We start from the raw sequence: 17616 nt of genomic DNA, 5'->3' as shown, positions 1-17616 counted from the left end.
CGGTCCGGCTCCTGGGCCGGACGGGTGGTGAGTGGGTTGGCCCCCGGGGCCCGGGGGATCCAGTGGGAGTGACTGGGGTGCCCCGGGGGCCGGACTGGGGGTTACGGGTAGTACTGGTCGGAGCCGGAGTCGTACCGTGCGGCAGTCCCGGATCCGGTCGGCCTCGCCTGGTTGTCGATGTCGCGCGCTGCGGCCTTGACGGTCGCGGTCCACGGGACAGTGGTCCGGATGACCGTCTGGGTGCCGTAGGTGACGGTCGTCGTCCCGCGTCCCTTGGCGTATGCCGTGGCTGCCGTCCCCGAGAGGTGGTAGTCCGCCCGCAGGCGCGGGGGCAGCAGGGCCGTGACGATGGCCGCCTCCCGGAAGGCCGGGAAGGTGCGTGCGGCCAGGACGGTGACCGTCAGCTCGGGCGTCGGGTCCTTGAAGCCCGGCGTGTCGCTGATCGTGACGTGGTCCCCACCGTCGGTGCCCGTCGTCGTCTGGATGACGCCACCCACCGGGTGGAGCGTGCCCGGCCCGCCGACGACCGCCATGTCCCAGGTGTCGACCGAGTTGGTCGCACCGTCGGGCAGGGTGCCACCGATGCCGTAGACGTAGCCGCCGACGTAGGTGCCGGCACGGTTGTCGTTGAAGACGTTGTCGAGGAGCACCGGCTTGCTGAACGTCGACTGATCGGTGACCCTGACGATCGCGAAGGCACCTGGGCCGCCGCTGTTGAGCCTCGCCATGAGCGGGTCGCTGTTCGGCCCGGTCGCGAGGCCTGCCGGGGCCGGGAGACCGTCCGAGGTGACCGCGGTCGCCGTCGTCATGTTGCCCGCGACCGTGTTGTCGACGAGGTTGACGAACGGCGCGTCGTCGAGGGCGATGCCGCCACCCTCATGGGCCGACACGTTGTTGGTGACCGTGTTGTTCGTGATGGTGATCGGCTGCGGGTCGGACCGGGTGACGTGCGTGCCGGCCACCTGGAGCAGTCGGATCCCGCCGCCGTCGTCGCTCGCGAGGTTGGCGTCGATGACGTTGGCGTCGATCGTCGCCTCGCCCGTGCCGGGGCTGAGGCCGCTGGGGCTCGACGGCAGCTCGCCTGCGAGCATCACGGCGCCACCCTCGTCGTAGGAGCTGTTGAACCAGATGGTGTTGCCGGTGATGGTGCCGCCGTCGCTGCCACCCGTGTTCGACATGTAGCCGAAGGCCGTCATCGCGCCGCCGTACTCCGCGGAGAAGTTGCCGCAGATGGCGTTGTGCTGCACCTTGTAGCCGTCGCTGCCGGTGAAGAGCCCGATGCCGCCGGCGAGGTTGGTCCCGCCGTTGTTGAGCACCTGGTTGTCGGCGATGAGGGTGTCGTAGTTGCGGTTGTCGCCGGTGTAGGGCGTGCCCACGCGGATGCCGCCGCCGTAGCTGCCGCTGTTGCCGACGATGACGTTGTCGGTGATGCGCACACTGCGGTTGTTGTTGTGCAGGTAGATGCCGCCACCCTGGGTGACGAGCGCACCCGACGCGCCGTACGGCGTCGTGACGCCGCCGGTCAGCACGTTGACGTTGCCGGGGAAGTCGGACTGGGCGCCGCCGGTGACCTGCAGCCCGTCGATGGCGACAGGGTAGGACGGGTCGTTGACGGGGGCACGCGGGTCGTCGAGCACGGTGATCGTCGCGGCGTCGGGCACGTCGAGCTCGCCGCTGTAGGTCAGCGTGCCGAGTCGGGTGATCCACGCCGTGCCACCGGGCAGGTCGGGGCTGAAGCCGGACCCGTCGATGATCGAGCCGGGCACCCACCGCTGGGAGCCGTCGGCGTTGGTCGTGAAGCCGCCCGGGCCGACGCCCTGGATGGCGACACGGTGGTGGACGAGGAGGTTCTCGTTGTACTCACCGCGCGGGTTGAGCGCTGTCGTGGCGCCCGGCCACACGACGACGAGCCAGTGCCGCCTCGTCGAGGACGGCGTGGCCGCCTCGAGCGCGGCCTGGACGGTGGCGTACGGCTTGTGGGGGCCCACCTCGACGACGTTCGGGTTGTAGGTCGTCGAGGCTCCCGAGGCGGGGGCCGCCGCGAGGTTCCAGACGGTCAGGCCGTTGTACGTCGAGCGCTTCGCCGAGTTCGTGACGCTGACCTTGAGGGGGCCGCGGGCGGCCGTGGCCGTCGCCGTGAAGGACGGGACGGTGAAGGTGATGCTCGTGTCGGACCACGGCCCGTACGTCGTCACGGGGACGTTCGTGCCGGCGCTGTTCGTCAGCGTCACGGTGCCGGTTCCACGGGTCGCCCCGAAGCCCGTGCCCGTGATGGTCACGGTGCGGTCGGCGGCCGCCGACGAGGGACGCACATACGGCCGGCTCACGGCGAGCAGCTGCGGGTCCGTCGTGCCGAGGTTGCAGCGCGCCGGGTTCGACGCGGTGGTCCCGGGCGCGAGCACCGTCGCGGCGGCCTGGGTGGGCGCCGTGTCGGTCACGGTGTAGAGACCGGGCCAGCCCTGGAAGTTCGTGCTGATCGTCCGGTAGGCCGGGTTGTAGTCCGGGTTCGGGTCACCCGGTCCTCCGGGGTCGTTGCCCGTGAAGCGATACATGTTCGGGCAGGGACCGGCCGGGACCGGGCAGTTGTACGTCCCGGTCGAGGGCTCGAGGGCCTCGTAGAAGCCGTTGAAGTCGGTGTGCGTCGTGTCGACGAGACGGCCGCTCCAGTCGTAGAGGCCGACGGGGACGTTGGGCAGGCCCTGGGCCTCGCCGTAGTTGGCGCTCCGCTTGTCGAGGGACAGGCCGAGGTCGTTGATCGTCAGGCCCCAGAAGTGCGTGGGGATCGGGACGGGCGTGTAGAGGTTGAAGTTCGGGGCGACGGTCTGGCCGCTGCGGACGGTGATGAGCTTCGAGTCGCACAGGGGCCGGTCCTGGCCCTCGAAGGGGCTGCCGCCGCCGTCGAGGAAGGCCGGGTTCGTGACGCGCACGGTGTGGAGGGCGCCCGCGCAGCCCGAGATGATGCCGGCTCCCTGCGACGGGGGCTGGGTCGGGGGCAGCGGGTCGTTGCCGGTGCCGGGGCCGTCGGAGGCCGCCTCGGCCACGGTCGGCGGGAAGTTCTCCTGGGAGAGGTAGGTGTCTCCGTCGAAGACGTTGACGTCCTCCTCACGGGTGACCTGGTACATCGGCTTGCCGTCGACCGGGTCCTTCGGCACGTCCACGGCGACGATGTAGTCACCGGCGTCGAGGCCGCCGAAGCCGTAGTTGCCGTTGACCGTCTGGCCGGCGGCGCCGGGGGTGTTGTCGGACGGACCGACCTGCACTCCCATCATCGGCGCCTCGACGCAGAGGTTGTTCGCGTCGGGCCCGGACTCGGGCAGGGCGAGCTGGTCGGTCAGCTCGGTGCCGTCCCACTGGCGAGCGGTGCAGCCCCGCGGCGGGGCCCACTCCTCGCTCGGGTAGTGGTCCTGCACCTCGGCGCCCTTGACGAGCGCGCCGCGCTCGGGATCGGGGTTCGCGATGGTCGCCGGGGCGGTCGGGTCGGTCTCGTGGGCCGGGTTGGGCACCGACAGCGGCACGATCGCCTTGCCCTGGCGGCACGCGTTCGCCTTCTCCTCGGCCGTCGCGGCCGTGCAGGGCACGGAGGCGTAGACGTGGACGTTCACGTCGGGGATGCCCGGCTGGTAGTCCTCGCTCACGGCGTCGGCCGGGTCGAGCTCGTTGCGCGTCACGTCGTACGACACGGTGGCGGCGATGCCGCCGTTCTCGTTCGTCGCGTACGGCTCGACGCCCCAGTCGATGCGGCCCGAGAGGCCGATGACGGGCAGGAAGTCGATGTCGACGAGCCCGCCGAGGATGGTCGTCGGGGAGTCCTCGTTGTCCGCCTGGTAGGTCACGCCGGTGGTCCGGTAGCGGGTGTTGAACGCCTCGAGGACGAGCCACTTGCTGAGCGGGTACCCCTCCTTGATGTCGTAGACGCCGTCGTCGCCGGTGTTGACGAGGTTCGTGTACTGGTCCATGAGCGAGTTGTCCCGCTCGCGGACGGTCAGCGTGAAGCCGGGGACCGGAGCCTCGCCCGGGTCGCGCTTGCCGTTGCCGTTGTCGTCGACGAAGACGGTGCCGCGCACGTGCGTGAACCAGCCGACGAGCATCTTGTTGCCGACGTCGACGAGGTCGCCGCCGGACACCTCGACGTTGAAGCTCCAGAGGATGTAGTCCTGCGCGTCGTCCCAGAGGGTCAGCTGGTAGGTGCCGTCAGGGACGTTCTTGATGTCGAAGGAGCCGTTGGCCGCGCCCCGCCCGACGTAGACGGCCGCGTCCCCACCGGTGAGGTCCGAGAGCGCCACCCACGGTGACGCGATCGGGCCGGCATACTTCGAGCCGGCCCAGCCGGTCTCGGGGACGACCTGGCCGTTCTGGCCACCGACGTAGGGCAGGCCGGCGACGGCGACGCCCTTGACCTCACCGGTCGCGGTGGACCTGGGCATGGCCTTGACGCGGACGAAGCCGAACTGCGTCGCCGGCACGGGCTCCGCGCCCTTGATGAACTCGGTGTCGAGGCCGGTGTCACCCTCCTGCACCCAGATGTCGTGGTCGTGCCCGCCCTCGAGGGTCGTCGTCTGGACCCAGCCCGTCTGGCTGGCAGGCGGGGACACGGTGGCGCCGTAACGGTTCGGGCCGAGGTTGGGGATGGTGATGACGCCCGAGGCGTCGCTCGTGCACTTGCCGGTGGAGCGGGTCGTGTCGACGAGCGGCTTGCCGGCGCTGAAGCGGATCCGGCCGGCAGCGTCGTGCAGGTAGGCAGTGCACAGGGCGTTGCCGTAGTAGTCGACGGTCACCGGCCCGAGCACGTCGGAGAGGTTGCCGGTGAAGCCCGACAGCCCTCGCTCGGCGTCGGCCTCGTAGGTGCCGTCCGCGGGGACGTTGTCGTTGAAGACCTGGATCTTGATCGTGGCGAGCGGCAGGGGCAGCGGCTGCATCCTGACGTCGACGAGGCCCTTGAGCCCCGCCGTGACGGTGAAGTGCGCGCCGTCGATCTTGTAGCCGTCGGCCGTGACGGAGATGAGGTACTTGCCGGGAGCCAGACCCTCGAGGACCTTCGCGGAGTCGAGGTCGGCCTCGGAGCCCTGCGCGACGATCTTCGAGAACCCGGACGTGGGCCGCACCGACGGCCACGGGCAGCTGTCGGCATAGGGCTCGGTCGGGTCGCCCGCCTGCGGGTTGGCCGGCTTCGTGCTGCCGCCGGGCGCCCGCGACGGCAGGCACCGGTCGAGGAGCGGCGCGTCAGCCGTGCCCGGGTCGCCGGTGCTGTCCTCGTTGACCATCCACTGGTAGGCCGTGACGGGGTCGCCCTGGTGGATGAAGCCCGCGCCCTTGCCGACCGAGCGTGCGCTCGCCACCGTCAGCGTGATGCAGCCCTTGCCTGCCGCGGTGGTCGACGGGCAGGGTCCACCCGTCGGGGTGGTCACCGCCGGTGCCGCGGTCGGTGCCGCGGCGGCGGGCGCCGCGGGCGCGACCGCCGGTCTCGGCGCGGCTGCCGCTGCAGCCAGCGGTCCACCGACCTGGGCCACCCCCGCGATGGCGAGTGCGGTCAGTCCGGCGATGATCGGGACGCAACGCCTACGCAGCCTTGGCATGTCCACGGCAACCCCCACGTGATGCTCTACAGGGCTCGGTGCGAGCCCGTCGTCCCGAGAACGTCGCACGCGCCGTCACGGCGCTCTGCCGAGATGGGTCGACGGCTCAGGCAACTGTCATCGACGGGGTTGGTCTCGGCTCAGGGACCTGTCATGCCGTTGCCAGCCCGCCGTCATGTTCCTGTCATGTTGGCGCCCGATTTGCGCTGATAGATCCGGGTCTCGACCACGGATTTCCCAGCTCTGTGACCTTTCCCACTCCGCCGTCACACGCTCGGATCCATACTTGGCGACAGATCGGGGAGGGGGGACTTTCATGGCAACTGTCATGGTGGTCGACGACGAGGAACGCGTACGCACGTTGCTGGCGAAGTCGTTGTCGTCCCAAGGACACTCGGTGGTGACCGCTGCCTCGGCCAACGCCGCGATAGACCGGCTCGCGTCGAGGGACGTCGATCTCGTCGTGCTCGACCTCGTGATGCCCGGGCTCAACGGCCTGGCCGTGCTCAACGCGATCAAGGAGCGCAAGCAGACGACGCCGGTGATCGTGCTGTCGGGCGTCACCGACGTGGGAGCCCGGGTCGAGGCGCTCGACCGCGGAGCCGTCGACGTCGTGTCCAAGCCATTCAGCCTGACCGAGCTCATGGCTCGCGTCCGACGCAACGTCGGGGCGGCGCGCGCTCCCGCTGACGACGGCTTCCTCGAGGTGGCCGGCATACGCCTCGACGTCGGGCGCCGCCGGGCGACGTTCAGGGCGCGCAGCGCCGCCCTCACCGAGCGCGAGCTGAGCCTGCTCGCACACCTCATGCGGCGCGCCGGCCAGGTGTGCCACAAGGAGGAGCTGCTCCACGACGTCTGGCACCTCGACTTCGACCCGGGCAGCAACGTCGTCGAGGTGTGCGTCGGCAGGCTCCGCGCCAAGCTCGGCCAGGACATCCCGGTCGAGACGTTGCGCGGCGTCGGCTACGGGCTCTACGAGGACGCCTGATGGTGCGGCACCGGATGGTCCTCGTCTGGAGCGTCTTCGCGGCGCTCTGCTCGGCCGCGATGATCGCGCTGCCGGGCAGCGAGACGGTGCCGTACCACATCGCCTGGGCGGCCTTCGCGCTCTGCTTCGGCCTCGAACAGTGGAGCCCGCGGTCCACGTGGGTCGGCCTCGGCGTCTTCACCTTCGTGACCGGCGCGATCCTCGTCTACCGCGTCATGACCAACGTCCTCGAGTGGCAGGAGACCACCGAGATCCCGCTCATGCTCCTGCTCATGGCCCTCATGATCTGGCACGTGCGCCGTCGTCAGCAGGCGCTCTCGGATCTCACGGTCAATGCGGCCCGGGAGCGCGCCGACTCGACGATGCGTGAGCTGCTCACGCTGCGCACGTCGCACGAGATGCGGTCACCGCTCATGATCTCCCGCGGCTACCTCGAGATGCTCATGGACCGGACCCCGCCCGGTGAGGACCTCGCCGACCTCCAGGTCGTCGACGAGGAGCTCGAGCGGCTCACCCGCGTGTGCGAGCGGCTCGTGCGGAGCATGCGCGTCGGGTCCGATCTCGAGGTCACCGAGGTCGAGCTCGACTCGGTGCTCCACCAGACGGCCGAGCGGTGGTCGGCGGTCGCCCAGCGGAACTGGAAGGTCGAGTCGTCGGCGCTCACGCTCCACTGCTCGAGCGAGCGGCTGCGGGCCTGCCTCGACACCCTCATCGAGAACGCCTTGCGCTACACCGCGCACGACGACGACACCGTGCTGCTCTACGCCCGACCGATGCGCGACGCCATCGCTCTCGGGGTGGCCGACTCGGGGCGCGGCTTCACCACCGAGATGCTGCGCTCGGCCGCCGGTCAGGCTCTCCTGGGCGGCGTGCTCGACGGGGTGCGTGACGACCTCTCCCAGACCGGGCTCGGCCTGTCCCTCGTGCGTGATGTCGCGACGCGACGCGGCGGGTGGGTCCAGCTCGGGGTGTCCGCGTGGGGCGGTGCGGACGTCGCGATGATCCTCCCGGTGCGTCCCGCGGTGCCGGCCCTGCCCGTCGCGCGCCCGACAACGGTCATCGCCCCGGAGGCCGCCGAGCAGATGTCGTTCTGGCGCTCCGGAGTGCGGCGAGAGCCGGACACCGGGACCGGGGCACGCAGCGCCTGAGGATTCAGTCCCCGCGCGACCACCGCAGCCGCACCCGCTGGCCGGGGCGCAGCTGCGCGGCGAGCGCGATGGCTCGTGAGGTGAGCACGGCGACGACGGGGTAGCCGCCGGTCACGGGATGGTCGGCGAGGAAGACGACGGGCTCGCCACCGGGGGGCACCTGCACCGCCCCGGGGACCATCCCCTCGCTCGGGAGCTCGCGGTCAGCATACGCGGGCAATCGTTGGATCGTGTTGCCCTCCAAGCGGATTCCCACCCGGTTGCTGCGCGAGGAGACCGCCCAGGAGGTCTCGTCGACGCCGGTGAGGTCGCACCAGCCGGCACGGGGGCCGGGCCCGACGTCGAGCACGACCTCGCCGTCGGTGAGGCTCGGTTGCGGTGCCACCTCGACGACGGGGAACGTCGCCGGTGGCGGCCCGATCGGGAGCAGGTCACCGGCGCCAGGCAGCGGCGGACCCACGCGCGCCAGGGTGTCGGTTGCGCGTGAGCCCAGCACCGGCGTGACCGTGACGCCGCCACGCACCGCGAGCCACGTGCGCAGGCCGGCAGCAGGCACCCCGAGGGTGAGCACGGCCCCGTCGACCAGCGCGACGGGGGCGCCGTGCGGGACCGGCCGTCCGTCGACGTCAGCGGGGCAGGGCGCGCCGGTGAGCGCGACGAGCAGGTCACCGTGGGCGCGCACCGAGAGCCCGCCGAGGGTGACCTCCAGGGACGCGGGCGCCGGCCCGCTCGTCTCGTGGGGGTCGAGCAGGTGCCCGACGAGCCGCAGACCGAGGAGGTATGCCGTCGGGTCGGCCGCCCCGGAGCGACCCACCCCCGCGTCGGCGAGGCCCGGACGGCCGAGGTCCTCGACGAGGGTGAGCGGCCCGGTGGCCAGCACCTCGAGCCCCCGCTGCCCGATGTCCCCACCCACCCGAGACCCCCCGGAGTCGAGTGGCCCCGTCGTCCCACCCATCCCCGTGACGGGTGGGGCGGCATGTGCCAGGTTGCTACTCGAGGAGGTCTGGTCGGCGTCGACGAAGCGGACCGACGTGCCCGGCGCGAGCAGCGCGGGCGGGTCGCGGTCGACGTCCCACAGCACGGCGTCGGTCGTGCCGATGAGCTGCCACCCGCCGGGGGAGTCCTGGGGGTAGATGCCACTGAAATCGCCTGCGAGAGCGACGGATCCGGCTGGGACACGTGTGCGTGGCTCGCCGCGACGCGGCACGTGCAGGCGCGGGTCGCCGTCGACGAGGTAGGCGAAGCCGGGTGCGAAGCCCCCGAACCCGACCCGCCACGTCGTGCCGGTGTGGGCGCGGACCACCTCGTCGCGGGTCAGTCCGGTGAGGTGGGCGACCTCGTCGAGGTCGGGCCCGTCGTAGCGCACGAGGACCTCGATCACGACCTCAGCCGCGTCGGCCGGCGGGGCGACCGCCACGGTCAGGCGGTTCGCCTCGTCGAGGCACTCCCGGCCGACGTCCGACCGCCGCCCGGGGTCCCGGAGCACGACGAGGACGGTGCGCGCCCCGGCCACGAGGTGGTCGACGGCCTCCCACACACCCGTGGCGCGCTCGGCGAGGGGCCCCAAGTGGGCACGCAGGGCGAGCGCGGCATCGGTGTCGGCCACCTCGACGAGCAGGGCTGCGCCGCCCATCGGCAGCAGCCGGGCCTCCACGCTCAGCCCGCGAAGGGGCGGATCTCGACGCCGGACTGCTCGAGCGCAGCGCGCACGGCCCGCGCCATCGCCACCGCCCCGGGGGTGTCGCCGTGGATGCACACCGACTCGGCCCGCACCTCGACGTCGGTGCCGTCGACGGCGGTCACGAGGCCCTCCTGCGCGAGCCGGACGACGCGGGCGGCCACCTCCCCCGGGTCGTGGAGCACGGCTCCGGGCTCGGTCCGCGGGACGAGACGGCCGTCCGGCGTGTACCCGCGGTCGGCGAAGGCCTCGGTGACGGCGCGCAGCCCCGCGTCCGACGCGAGCTCGAGCACGAGGCTGCCGGGCAGGCCGAGGACGGGCAGCGACGTGTCGACGGCCACGACGGCGTCGACGAGCGCCCGGGCCTGCGCCTCGTGGTGGACGACCGCGTTGTACAGGGCGCCGTGCGGCTTCACGTAGGCGACGTCGGTGCCCTCCACCTGGGCGATCGCGGAGAGGGCGCCCAGCTGGTAGATGATGTCGGCGGTCAGCTCGTCCGGAGGGACGTCCATGAAGCGGCGCCCGAAGCCGACCAGGTCGCGGTAGGCCACCTGCGCGCCGACGACGACACCCCGCTCGGCGGCATACCGGCACGTCGTGCGGAGGGTGAGCGGGTCGCCGGCGTGGAAGCCGCAGGCGACGTTGGCGCTCGTCACGACGTCGAGCACGGCGGCGTCGTCGCCGAGCGTCCAGGCCCCGTAGGACTCGCCGACGTCGGCATTGAGGTCGAGTCGCACGACCCGATCCTCCCCCACGCCGGCCGGCTCCGCGGCGGCGTTCACCGCAGGCCTGCGTAGTGCTCGGGTAGACGCGCCGAGTATGCCGTGAGCACCTCGCGCGCGACGGTGACGGAGTCGACGAGCGGGTGAAGCGCAAAGGCTTGCACCGCAAGCGATCTCGACTGCTCGACGGCTGCCCGGATCACGAGCTCGTCGACGGCCTTGACCTGCTGCACGAGCCCGAGAGCGTGGCCGGGGAGCGGGCTCACGGTGACCGGAACCGGGCCGGCCGCGTCGACCCGGCACGGCACCTCGACGACGGCGTCGTCCGGGAGCCCCACGACGGCGCCGCCGTTGCGGACGTTGAGGATGAGGCGCGCCGGCTCGTCGCGCGCGATCGCGGCCATGAGCGCGAGCGCCACGCCCTCGTAGCCCCCTCCCTCGACATCGGCCTCGGCGCGCTCCTGGGTGTGCCCGTCGTCGCTCTCGCGGGTCTCCTGCATGTAGGTCGCGTTGCGGTCACGTCGCACGGAGTCCCAACGCTGCCAAGCCTGCTCGGGCTCGTCGGTCACCCCGGCGTAGAAGTCGGCCTGCTGACCGACGAGGTACTCCCCGCGCGTCTGCGGCGCCCCGGTGATCTGGGCGATCGCGTCACGGGTGAAGTAGTAGTAGAAGAGGTACTCGTTCGGCAGGGAACCGAGCGTCCGCAGCCACTCGGTGCCGAAGAGCTGGCCCTCCTCGATGGCTCCGAGGGCGACGTCGTCGGCGAGGAGGTCGGGGAGCAGGTCGCGGCCCTCGTGGCGCAGCCCGGTGAGCCAGCCGAGGTGGTTGAGCCCGGCGTAGTCGATCTCGAGGTCGTCGAGGTCGTGCCCGAGGGCCCCGGCTGCGCGCTTGGCGAGGCCCAGCGGGGAGTCGCAGATGCCGACGACCCGCTCACCGAGCACCGACTGCATAGCCTGGGTCACGAGCCCGGCCGGGTTGGTGAAGTTGATGACCCACGCGTCGGGCGCCAGACGGCGTACGCGTTCGGCGACGTCGAGCGCGACCGGCACGGTGCGCAGGCCGTAGCCGACACCCCCGGGGCCGGTCGTCTCCTGTCCGAGGAGGCCGAGGTCGAGCGCGATCCGCTCGTCAGCGGTGCGGCCCTCGAGGCCTCCGACCCGCATCGCGGAGAAGACGAAGTCGGCCCCCGCGAGCGCCGTGTCGAGGTCGGTCGTCGCCGTGACCGTCGGCGGCGCGGTCGCCGCGCCGGAATCCCGGGCAAGCGCGGCCCGGGCGGCAAGCACCCGGCGCATGACGTCGAGCCGCGCGCCGTCCGTGTCGTGCAGGAGGACCTCGGTGACGCGCGGGTCCGCGGTGTCGCGCAGCAGCGCCCCGTGGACGAGCGGCACGCGGAACCCGCCTCCGCCGAGGATGACCAGCTTCATGGCAGCACCACCCTCGGACCGTACCAAGGTGTGACGGCGGGGCCACTCGACGCGGGCGACATGGGACGAACTGCGCCGACACGGCATACGACCGTGGAAAAACCCGGCGAGTCGCGGACGGCAGTGCGGGATCATGGGGGCGTGCCGCCCCACCACACGTTCGACCCGCTCGCGGCTCGTCGCACCGCCGACGAGCCGGCTCTCGACGTGTTCGTCTGGGGCACCGTCTTCCTCGACATGATCTTCGCGGGGCTGCCGAGCGCGCCGAAGCCGGGCACCGAGGTGTGGGCCGAGGGGCTCGCCTCGTGCCCCGGCGGCATCGCCAACCTCGCCGTCGCCACCCGTCGCCTCGGCCTGCGCACGGGTCTCGCGGCCGCCTTCAGCGACGACGACTACGGCGACTTCTGCTGGCGCACCCTCGAGGAGCAGGAGGGCATCGACCTCGCCCGGAGCCGCCGCTTCGCCGAGTGGCACAGCCCCGTCACCGTCTCGATGTCGGTCGACCGCGACCGCAGCATGGTGTCGCACGGTCACCCGTCACCCGTCGCCGCCGCCGAGCTCATCGGGACACCCCCGCGGTCTCGCGCGGTCATGGTCGACCTCGGCGAGGACGAGGCCTTCGGTGCGAGCGGCCGGACCTGGGTCGACCGGGCGCGCGACGACGGCGCGCTCGTCTTCGCCGACGTCGGCTGGGACCCCAAGGAGGAGTGGTCGCCGCACGTGCTCGACCGGCTCGAGCGCTGTGACGTCTTCATGCCCAACGCCGTCGAGGCGATGGCCTACACGGGCACCCGGTCGCCCGTCGAGGCCGTCTACGCCCTCGCCGACCGCGTGCCCGTCGCCATCGTCACCGACGGCGCCAACGGGGCGCTCGGCATCGACGCCCGCACGGGCGAGGAGTCCCAGGTCCCGTCGCTGCGGGTGCAGGAGGTCGACCCGACCGGCGCCGGCGACGTCTTCGGGGCCGCCCTGCTCGTCGGCACGCTCGCGGAGTGGCCGCTCGAGCAGCGGATGACCTTCGCCAGCCTCTGCGCGGGCCTCGCGCTCCAGCAGTACGGCGGCTCCCTCGCGGCACCCGGCTGGGGCGACCTCGCCGACTGGTGGACGGCCCTCGTCTCCGACACGAGCGGCGACGCCTACCACCGCTCGCTCCGGCGCCGGTTCGGCTTCCTCGACGAGATCGTGCCGCGCGTCCCGGTCACGGCGTGCCGTCGCGCGACCGCGACGATCGCCAAGCGCGCCGATGTGCAGGACCTCGACTGACCGTCGTCCGCTGCCACGCGGCACCATGGTGACGTGACCGACCTGCCCGCCGAGCTCCCAGCGGAGCTGCCCGTTGACGTCAGCGACCTGGCGGCCCTTGACCTGCGTGCGGCGCAGGTGCAGCACTGGTCGATCGCCGGCGACTCCTTCACGTGGATCCTGCTCGCCGGTCACGCCGACCGGGGACACGAGCTCGCCACCATCACCTACGTCGGCGCGGTCGTGCTCCACACCAACCGCCGCGACCTCGACCGTGCCGTCGCGGCCGCCGCGGAGATCGAGCGGTCCGAGGTCGTGCCCACCACCGACGGCGGCTTCGAGCACCGGGTCACGCTCGTGCCGGCCTACCCGCTCGTCGTCCGCTTCTGGAGCGTCGAGGTGCGTCGGATGCCGGCACCCGATCACCTGCGGCGCCTGCGCTGACCCGGAGACCGCGCCACCCGGCATACGCCATCAGGGGCGACGGCACCATCGACGACCGGGCCCCGGGGTGCCATGGTGAGTGGATGGAGAAGTCGTCGTTGACCGCCCTCGCCCGGGAGCTGCTCGAGCACGCCAGGACGACCTCGAGCGGTCGCGGCGCCGACACGGTCTACGGGGGCCACGAGCACGTGCTGCGCCAGACCGTCGTCGCGCTGGCGGCAGGTCGGTCGATGACCGAGCACGAGAACCCCGGCGAGGCGACGGTGCAGGTGTTGCGCGGACGGGTGCGCATCAGCACCGCCGACGCGGCCTGGGAGGGCGCGCCGGGTGACCTGCTCGTCGTCCCGCAGGCGCGCCACTCGCTCGAGGCACTCGAGGACTCTGCCGTGCTGCTCACCGTCGCCAAGCTGCCCTGACCCGGGCTGCACGGCCCACGCCGTGGGTGGCCGTCACGCGGCGGTGCGCGGTGGATCACCGGCAGCACACGCCGGCGATCCACCGCACTCAGTCGCCGCCGATGCCGGTGCGCTCGACGCCCTCGACGATCCAGCGCTGGAGGAAGAGAAACATCAGCAGCAGCGGCACGATCGCGACGAGCGCGGCCATGAAGAGCTGGCTCACCTGCACCGACTGGGCGGTGAGGAAGGTCGACAGCGCGATCTGCACCGTCCACGACTCCTGGTCGCGGCCGATGACGAGCGGCCAGAGGAAGGCGTTCCACGAGCCGATGAAGGTGATGGTGCCGATGGCCGCGACGAAGCCGAACGAGTTGGGGACGACGATCTTCCAGAACGTGCCCCAGTAGCCGAGCCCGTCGATGAAGGCGGCCTCCTCGATCTCCTTGGGGAAGCCGAGGAAGAACTGCCGGAAGAGGAACGTCGCGAGCGCCTGGAAGAGCCCGGGGATGATGAGGCCACGCAGCGTCGAGATCCACCCGAGCGTCGACACGAGGACGAAGCTCGGCACGAACGTCACGGCCGCCGGGATGAGCAGCGTGGCAGTGATCGTGTAGAAGACGGCGTTGGACCAGCGATAGGGGATGCGGGCGAGACCGTAGCCGGCGAGCCCCGAGACGACGAGCACGCCGACCGTCTGGGTGACGGCGATGAGCCCCGAGTTGAGCAGGCTGCGCGCCATCGGGATCGCCGGGTTGTCGAAGAGTCCGGTGAGGTTGGAGGTCTCCCAGACCGGCGGCAGCCAGTGGAAGTCCGGCGACCCGAGGTCCTGCTCGCGCATGAACGCGCTGCGCACGAGCAGGTAGAAGGGGACGAGGAAGAGCAGCGCCGCCGCGACGAGGGCGCTGTAGCGGGCCCACCCCGTGATCCGGGACTGCCGCTTGCTGCGGACGATCGCCATCAGTCGCCCCTGTCGCCGAGTCGGAGGATGCGGCCCTGCACCACGGCGACGATCGCGATGATGAGGGTGAGGATGACGGCCCCCGCCGACCCGTGGCCGAAGTCCTGGCCCGAGCCGAGCGCCGTGTAGTAGAGGTAGACGAGCGGCGGCCGGGCGTACGGCGGGTAGGTGCCGAACGTCGACAGGATGTTGTAGAACTCGTCGAACGCCTGGAACGCGTTGATGAGCAGGAGCAGCAGCACCGCCGTCGACGTCGCGCGCAGCTGCGGCAGGGTGATGTGCCGGAAGACCTTCCACCCCTCGGCGCCGTCGATCGCAGCCGCCTCGTAGAGCGTCGGGCTGATCCGCTGGATGCCGGCGAGGAAGAGGATCATGTAGAAGCCGACCTGCAGCCAGAGCCGCGCGGTGACGATGACGAGCCAGTACCACGGCGGGTCGGCGAGGCTGAGCCACGGGATCGAGTCGGCGCCGAACCAGCCGAGCACCGCGTTGGCCAGGCCCGAGCGGATGCCGCTGAAGATCGACATCTTCCAGACGAGCGCGGCGACGACGTAGGAGCACGCGGTCGGCAGGAAGAAGACCGACCGGAAGAACGACTGCATGACCCGGGTGCGCGCGACGAGCAGCGCCGCCCCGAGCGAGATGACGAAGGTCGTCGGCACGATGAAGACGGCAAAGGCGAGGAACGTGACGAGGCTGTTGCGGAAGGCCGGGTCGCGCAGCATGTCGAGGTAGTTGCCGACGCCGACGAACTTCGTGGGCGTGACGGTGTTGTAGGACTCGAAGAACGACAGGTAGATCGACCAGGCGATCGGGATGTAGACGAAGACGATCAGCCCGATGACGAACGGCCCGACGAAGACCCAGAACCACAGGTTGCGGTCCTGGCGCCCGCGCAGGCGCCGACCGAGCGACGGCCTCCCCGCGGTGGGGGGCGGCGTCGCCCGGTCGGCTGCCTTCCGCTGCGCGGCGCTGTCGTATGCCGCCGGGTCGGCCTGCGCTGTCAGGCGAGGACCCGCTTCAGCTCGGCGTCGGCCACGGTCTTGACCTTGGCGATCTCACCGGCCGGGTCGGCGCCCTCCTTGACGATGCGGTTCATCGCGTCACCGAAGGCCGTGGCGCACTTGGGCGTCCACAGGATCGGGCTCTGCGCGTGGCCGACGTCGGTGGCGAGCTTGGCCGCCTCGGCCGCCTGCCCGCTCGTGAGCGTCGAGGCCTGGCCGATGAGGCTCGTGCGCGACGGGATGTGGAAGCCGTAGGCCGTTGCGAAGTCGAGCTGGTAGGCGGTCTGGTCGATCCACAGCCACTTCGCGAACTTCTTGGCGGCCTCGACGTCCTTGCTCTTGGCGCTGACGCACGAGCCGTAGGCGCCGACGGGGACCGACGCCTTGCCCTGGCCGTCGAGGGCGGGCCAGGCCATGACGCCGAAGTCGTCACCGAGGCCCTTCTTGAGGTCGGGGAAGGTCCAGAGGCCGGTGAACTGCATCGCCGTGAGGCCGGCGGTCAGGGCCGAGGGGTCGAACCAGTCCTTGGGCGCCCCGAGGAGCAGCACCTTGGCGTCCCACATCTCGCGGAGCTTGCCGAGGGCGGTCGCCGCGCGCGGGTCGTCGAAGCCGAACTGGTTGTCCTTGGTGAGGTAGTCGAGCCCGGCCGACCACAGCATCGGGCCACCCATGAGGCCGGCACCACCGTCGTTGCCGAGGAAGAGGCCCTTGACGTTGCCCTGCGTCAGCTTCTTCGCCGCGTCGATGAGCTCGTCGATGGTCTGGGGTGGCGTGATGCCGGCCTTGTCGAGCATCGACTTGCGATAGACGAGCAGCTGCATGTCGACGACCTGTGGGATCGCATACGTCTTGCCCTCGTAGGTCATCCGCTCGAGGATGCTCGGGTTGAAGTCGGACTTCGTGTCGCCGATGAGGTCGGTGAGGTCGACGACCTGTCCGCCCTTGATCATGTCGATGGTCGGGCCGTTGCCGTACTCGAAGACGTCGGGCCCGGCGTCCGTGAGCAGCGAGGCCGCGGTGGACTGGTCGTAGTCGCCGGGCTTCCAGCTGACCTTGACCGTGGCGTCCTTGTAGGCGGCGGCGTACTTCTCGACAGCCTGCTGCGTGCCGGCCTCGCCGTACTGGTGGTACCACTGGTTGAGCGTGGTCCCGCTGCCGCCTCCGGTCGCGCCACCGGTGGCTGCCGGCTCGCGTCCCGTGTTGCTGCCGCACGCGGCGAGCGCACCCGTGACCGCAGCGGCACCGCCGAGCGCGAAGAGCGAGCGCCGGGTGAGGTTGGCCCCGAGGGCCTGGCCGATCTCGCGACCGATCTGCTTGTCAGACATAGGGTTCCCCTGCGTCCTTCCTGCCCGGGTGTGCGGGCACCGTTCACGACGGGGCGGGCGCTCGGCCAGTCTGCTCGACCTCGCCCACCCGCCGATCGTATGCCCGTTACCTCCGCGTATGCCGGATGGGCCACCCCCGGAGGTCAGCGCGGCTCAGATGGTGGCCGGGGAGTTGAGCGGGTTGTCGCTCAGGGTCTCGGGGGCCGTCTGGAGCAGCTGCTCGACGAGGAGCAGGGTCTGCTCGTCCTCGAGGGTCATGCGGCGGCCGAAGTGGCCGCGGGCCAGGGCCACGCCCGCACCGACGCGCAGGATGCTCGACCGGACGTCGGTCCGCGTGTCGGGGTCCATGCGTTCGAGCAGCCGGCTCACGGAGAGCAGTCCGGAGACGACCGGTCGGCCGTCGAGCTCGAACTCGTCGAAGAGCCAGAGGCGCTCGGCTGCAGCGGTGCCGAGCAGCTCGCGCCCGGGACCCTCGCTGCGCAGGGCTGCGTCGGTCACGGCGTCCCAGAAGGCGCCGCGCTCGTCGTCGTCGAAGCGGATGCGGCCGGCCAGGGCGCTCAGCACCCACACGGGGGCGAGCCGGAGCGTGAACCACTCCTGCTCCGACCACTGCTCACGCCACTGCGACACGACCGCCACCGCCTCTCACGCGCTCGGGGCCCCTCCAGCGTACGACCGCCCTGCCCGTCAGGTCGCGGAGTCCACCGCTCGT

The 17616-nt window shown here is 71.6% G+C and carries 13 protein-coding genes; 5 read left to right on the top strand and 8 right to left on the bottom strand.

The features are described from left to right. Positions 1-101: 101 nt before the first annotated feature. Positions 102-5573 (bottom strand): IPT/TIG domain-containing protein, encoded by a 5472-nt coding sequence (locus AB4Y83_RS18670; RefSeq protein WP_442297793.1) that lies wholly within the window; start codon positions 5571-5573, stop codon positions 102-104. 316 nt (positions 5574-5889) lie between these two features. On the opposite strand from AB4Y83_RS18670, the gene AB4Y83_RS18665 reads away from it, so the two are divergent. Then, positions 5890-6561 (top strand): response regulator transcription factor, encoded by a 672-nt coding sequence (locus tag AB4Y83_RS18665; protein ID WP_442274379.1) that lies wholly within the window; start codon positions 5890-5892, stop codon positions 6559-6561. Next, positions 6561-7709, top strand: coding sequence for a sensor histidine kinase (locus tag AB4Y83_RS18660; RefSeq protein WP_442297792.1), 1149 nt, complete (start codon positions 6561-6563; stop codon positions 7707-7709). Before AB4Y83_RS18665 ends, AB4Y83_RS18660 begins: the two co-directional genes overlap by 1 nt. Positions 7710-7713: 4 nt before the next feature. Here the strand turns inward: AB4Y83_RS18660 and AB4Y83_RS18655 are convergent, their stop codons facing one another. Genes AB4Y83_RS18655 through AB4Y83_RS18645 form a run of 3 tightly spaced genes read right to left on the bottom strand, consistent with a single transcriptional unit; the run spans position 7714 to position 11533 of the window. Beyond that, entirely contained in the window at positions 7714-9342 is a 1629-nt protein-coding gene (locus AB4Y83_RS18655) for a carboxyltransferase domain-containing protein (RefSeq protein WP_442297791.1), read from the bottom strand. Positions 9343-9365: 23 nt separating this feature from the next. Continuing rightward, on the bottom strand, positions 9366-10124 hold the full coding sequence (locus tag AB4Y83_RS18650) for a LamB/YcsF family protein (RefSeq protein ID WP_442297790.1): 759 nt from the start codon (positions 10122-10124) through the stop codon (positions 9366-9368). A 41-nt stretch (positions 10125-10165) separates the two neighbouring features. Beyond that, a complete protein-coding gene (locus AB4Y83_RS18645) occupies positions 10166-11533 on the bottom strand; it encodes a 6-phospho-beta-glucosidase (protein WP_442297789.1) in 1368 nt (455 codons plus the stop codon). Positions 11534-11674: 141 nt separating this feature from the next. Between AB4Y83_RS18645 and AB4Y83_RS18640 the strand changes: the two genes are divergently transcribed. From AB4Y83_RS18640 to AB4Y83_RS18630, 3 genes are all read left to right on the top strand, one after another. Continuing rightward, on the top strand, positions 11675-12796 hold the full coding sequence (locus tag AB4Y83_RS18640) for a carbohydrate kinase family protein (protein WP_442297788.1): 1122 nt from the start codon (positions 11675-11677) through the stop codon (positions 12794-12796). A 33-nt stretch (positions 12797-12829) separates the two neighbouring features. Beyond that, positions 12830-13219 carry a hypothetical protein gene (locus AB4Y83_RS18635; protein WP_442297787.1) on the top strand — a complete coding sequence of 130 codons (390 nt, stop codon included), beginning with the start codon at positions 12830-12832 and terminating at the stop codon, positions 13217-13219. An 83-nt stretch (positions 13220-13302) separates the two neighbouring features. Further along, the gene (locus AB4Y83_RS18630) at positions 13303-13635 is read left to right on the top strand and encodes a cupin domain-containing protein (RefSeq protein ID WP_056780721.1); all 333 of its coding nucleotides are present in this window, start codon (positions 13303-13305) and stop codon (positions 13633-13635) included. 88 nt (positions 13636-13723) lie between these two features. Here the strand turns inward: AB4Y83_RS18630 and AB4Y83_RS18625 are convergent, their stop codons facing one another. The 4 genes from AB4Y83_RS18625 to AB4Y83_RS18610 form a co-directional block, all read right to left on the bottom strand. Continuing rightward, a complete protein-coding gene (locus AB4Y83_RS18625; RefSeq protein ID WP_442274386.1) occupies positions 13724-14575 on the bottom strand; it encodes a carbohydrate ABC transporter permease in 852 nt (283 codons plus the stop codon). Continuing rightward, the gene (locus AB4Y83_RS18620; protein ID WP_442297786.1) at positions 14575-15300 is read right to left on the bottom strand and encodes a carbohydrate ABC transporter permease; all 726 of its coding nucleotides are present in this window, start codon (positions 15298-15300) and stop codon (positions 14575-14577) included. Before AB4Y83_RS18620 ends, AB4Y83_RS18625 begins: the two co-directional genes overlap by 1 nt. Positions 15301-15578: 278 nt before the next feature. Further along, a complete protein-coding gene (locus tag AB4Y83_RS18615; protein ID WP_442274387.1) occupies positions 15579-16904 on the bottom strand; it encodes an ABC transporter substrate-binding protein in 1326 nt (441 codons plus the stop codon). Between the two features lie 153 nt (positions 16905-17057). Then, positions 17058-17534 (bottom strand): hypothetical protein, encoded by a 477-nt coding sequence (locus AB4Y83_RS18610; protein WP_442274388.1) that lies wholly within the window; start codon positions 17532-17534, stop codon positions 17058-17060. Positions 17535-17616: the final 82 nt, after the last annotated feature.

The organism is Terrabacter sp. RAF57, assembly GCF_052113925.1.
Taxonomy (GTDB): domain Bacteria; phylum Actinomycetota; class Actinomycetes; order Actinomycetales; family Dermatophilaceae; genus Terrabacter.
Note: the sequence above shows the minus strand (reverse complement) of the source record. Positions and strands in the feature narration are given on the sequence as shown.

Bases quoted from the DNA above. Each gene is read 5' to 3' on its own strand.
- AB4Y83_RS18670 (WP_442297793.1), bottom strand. From the start codon at position 5,573: ATGCCAAGGCTGCGTAGGCGTTGCGTCCCGATCATCGCCGGACTGACC.
- AB4Y83_RS18665 (WP_442274379.1), top strand. From the start codon at position 5,890: ATGGCAACTGTCATGGTGGTCGACGACGAGGAACGCGTACGCACGTTG.
- AB4Y83_RS18660 (WP_442297792.1), top strand. From the start codon at position 6,561: ATGGTGCGGCACCGGATGGTCCTCGTCTGGAGCGTCTTCGCGGCGCTC.
- AB4Y83_RS18655 (WP_442297791.1), bottom strand. From the start codon at position 9,342: ATGGGCGGCGCAGCCCTGCTCGTCGAGGTGGCCGACACCGATGCCGCG.
- AB4Y83_RS18645 (WP_442297789.1), bottom strand. From the start codon at position 11,533: ATGAAGCTGGTCATCCTCGGCGGAGGCGGGTTCCGCGTGCCGCTCGTC.
- AB4Y83_RS18630 (WP_056780721.1), top strand. From the start codon at position 13,303: ATGGAGAAGTCGTCGTTGACCGCCCTCGCCCGGGAGCTGCTCGAGCAC.
- AB4Y83_RS18625 (WP_442274386.1), bottom strand. From the start codon at position 14,575: ATGGCGATCGTCCGCAGCAAGCGGCAGTCCCGGATCACGGGGTGGGCC.
- AB4Y83_RS18620 (WP_442297786.1), bottom strand. From the start codon at position 15,300: ATGCTGCGCGACCCGGCCTTCCGCAACAGCCTCGTCACGTTCCTCGCC.
- AB4Y83_RS18615 (WP_442274387.1), bottom strand. From the start codon at position 16,904: ATGTCTGACAAGCAGATCGGTCGCGAGATCGGCCAGGCCCTCGGGGCC.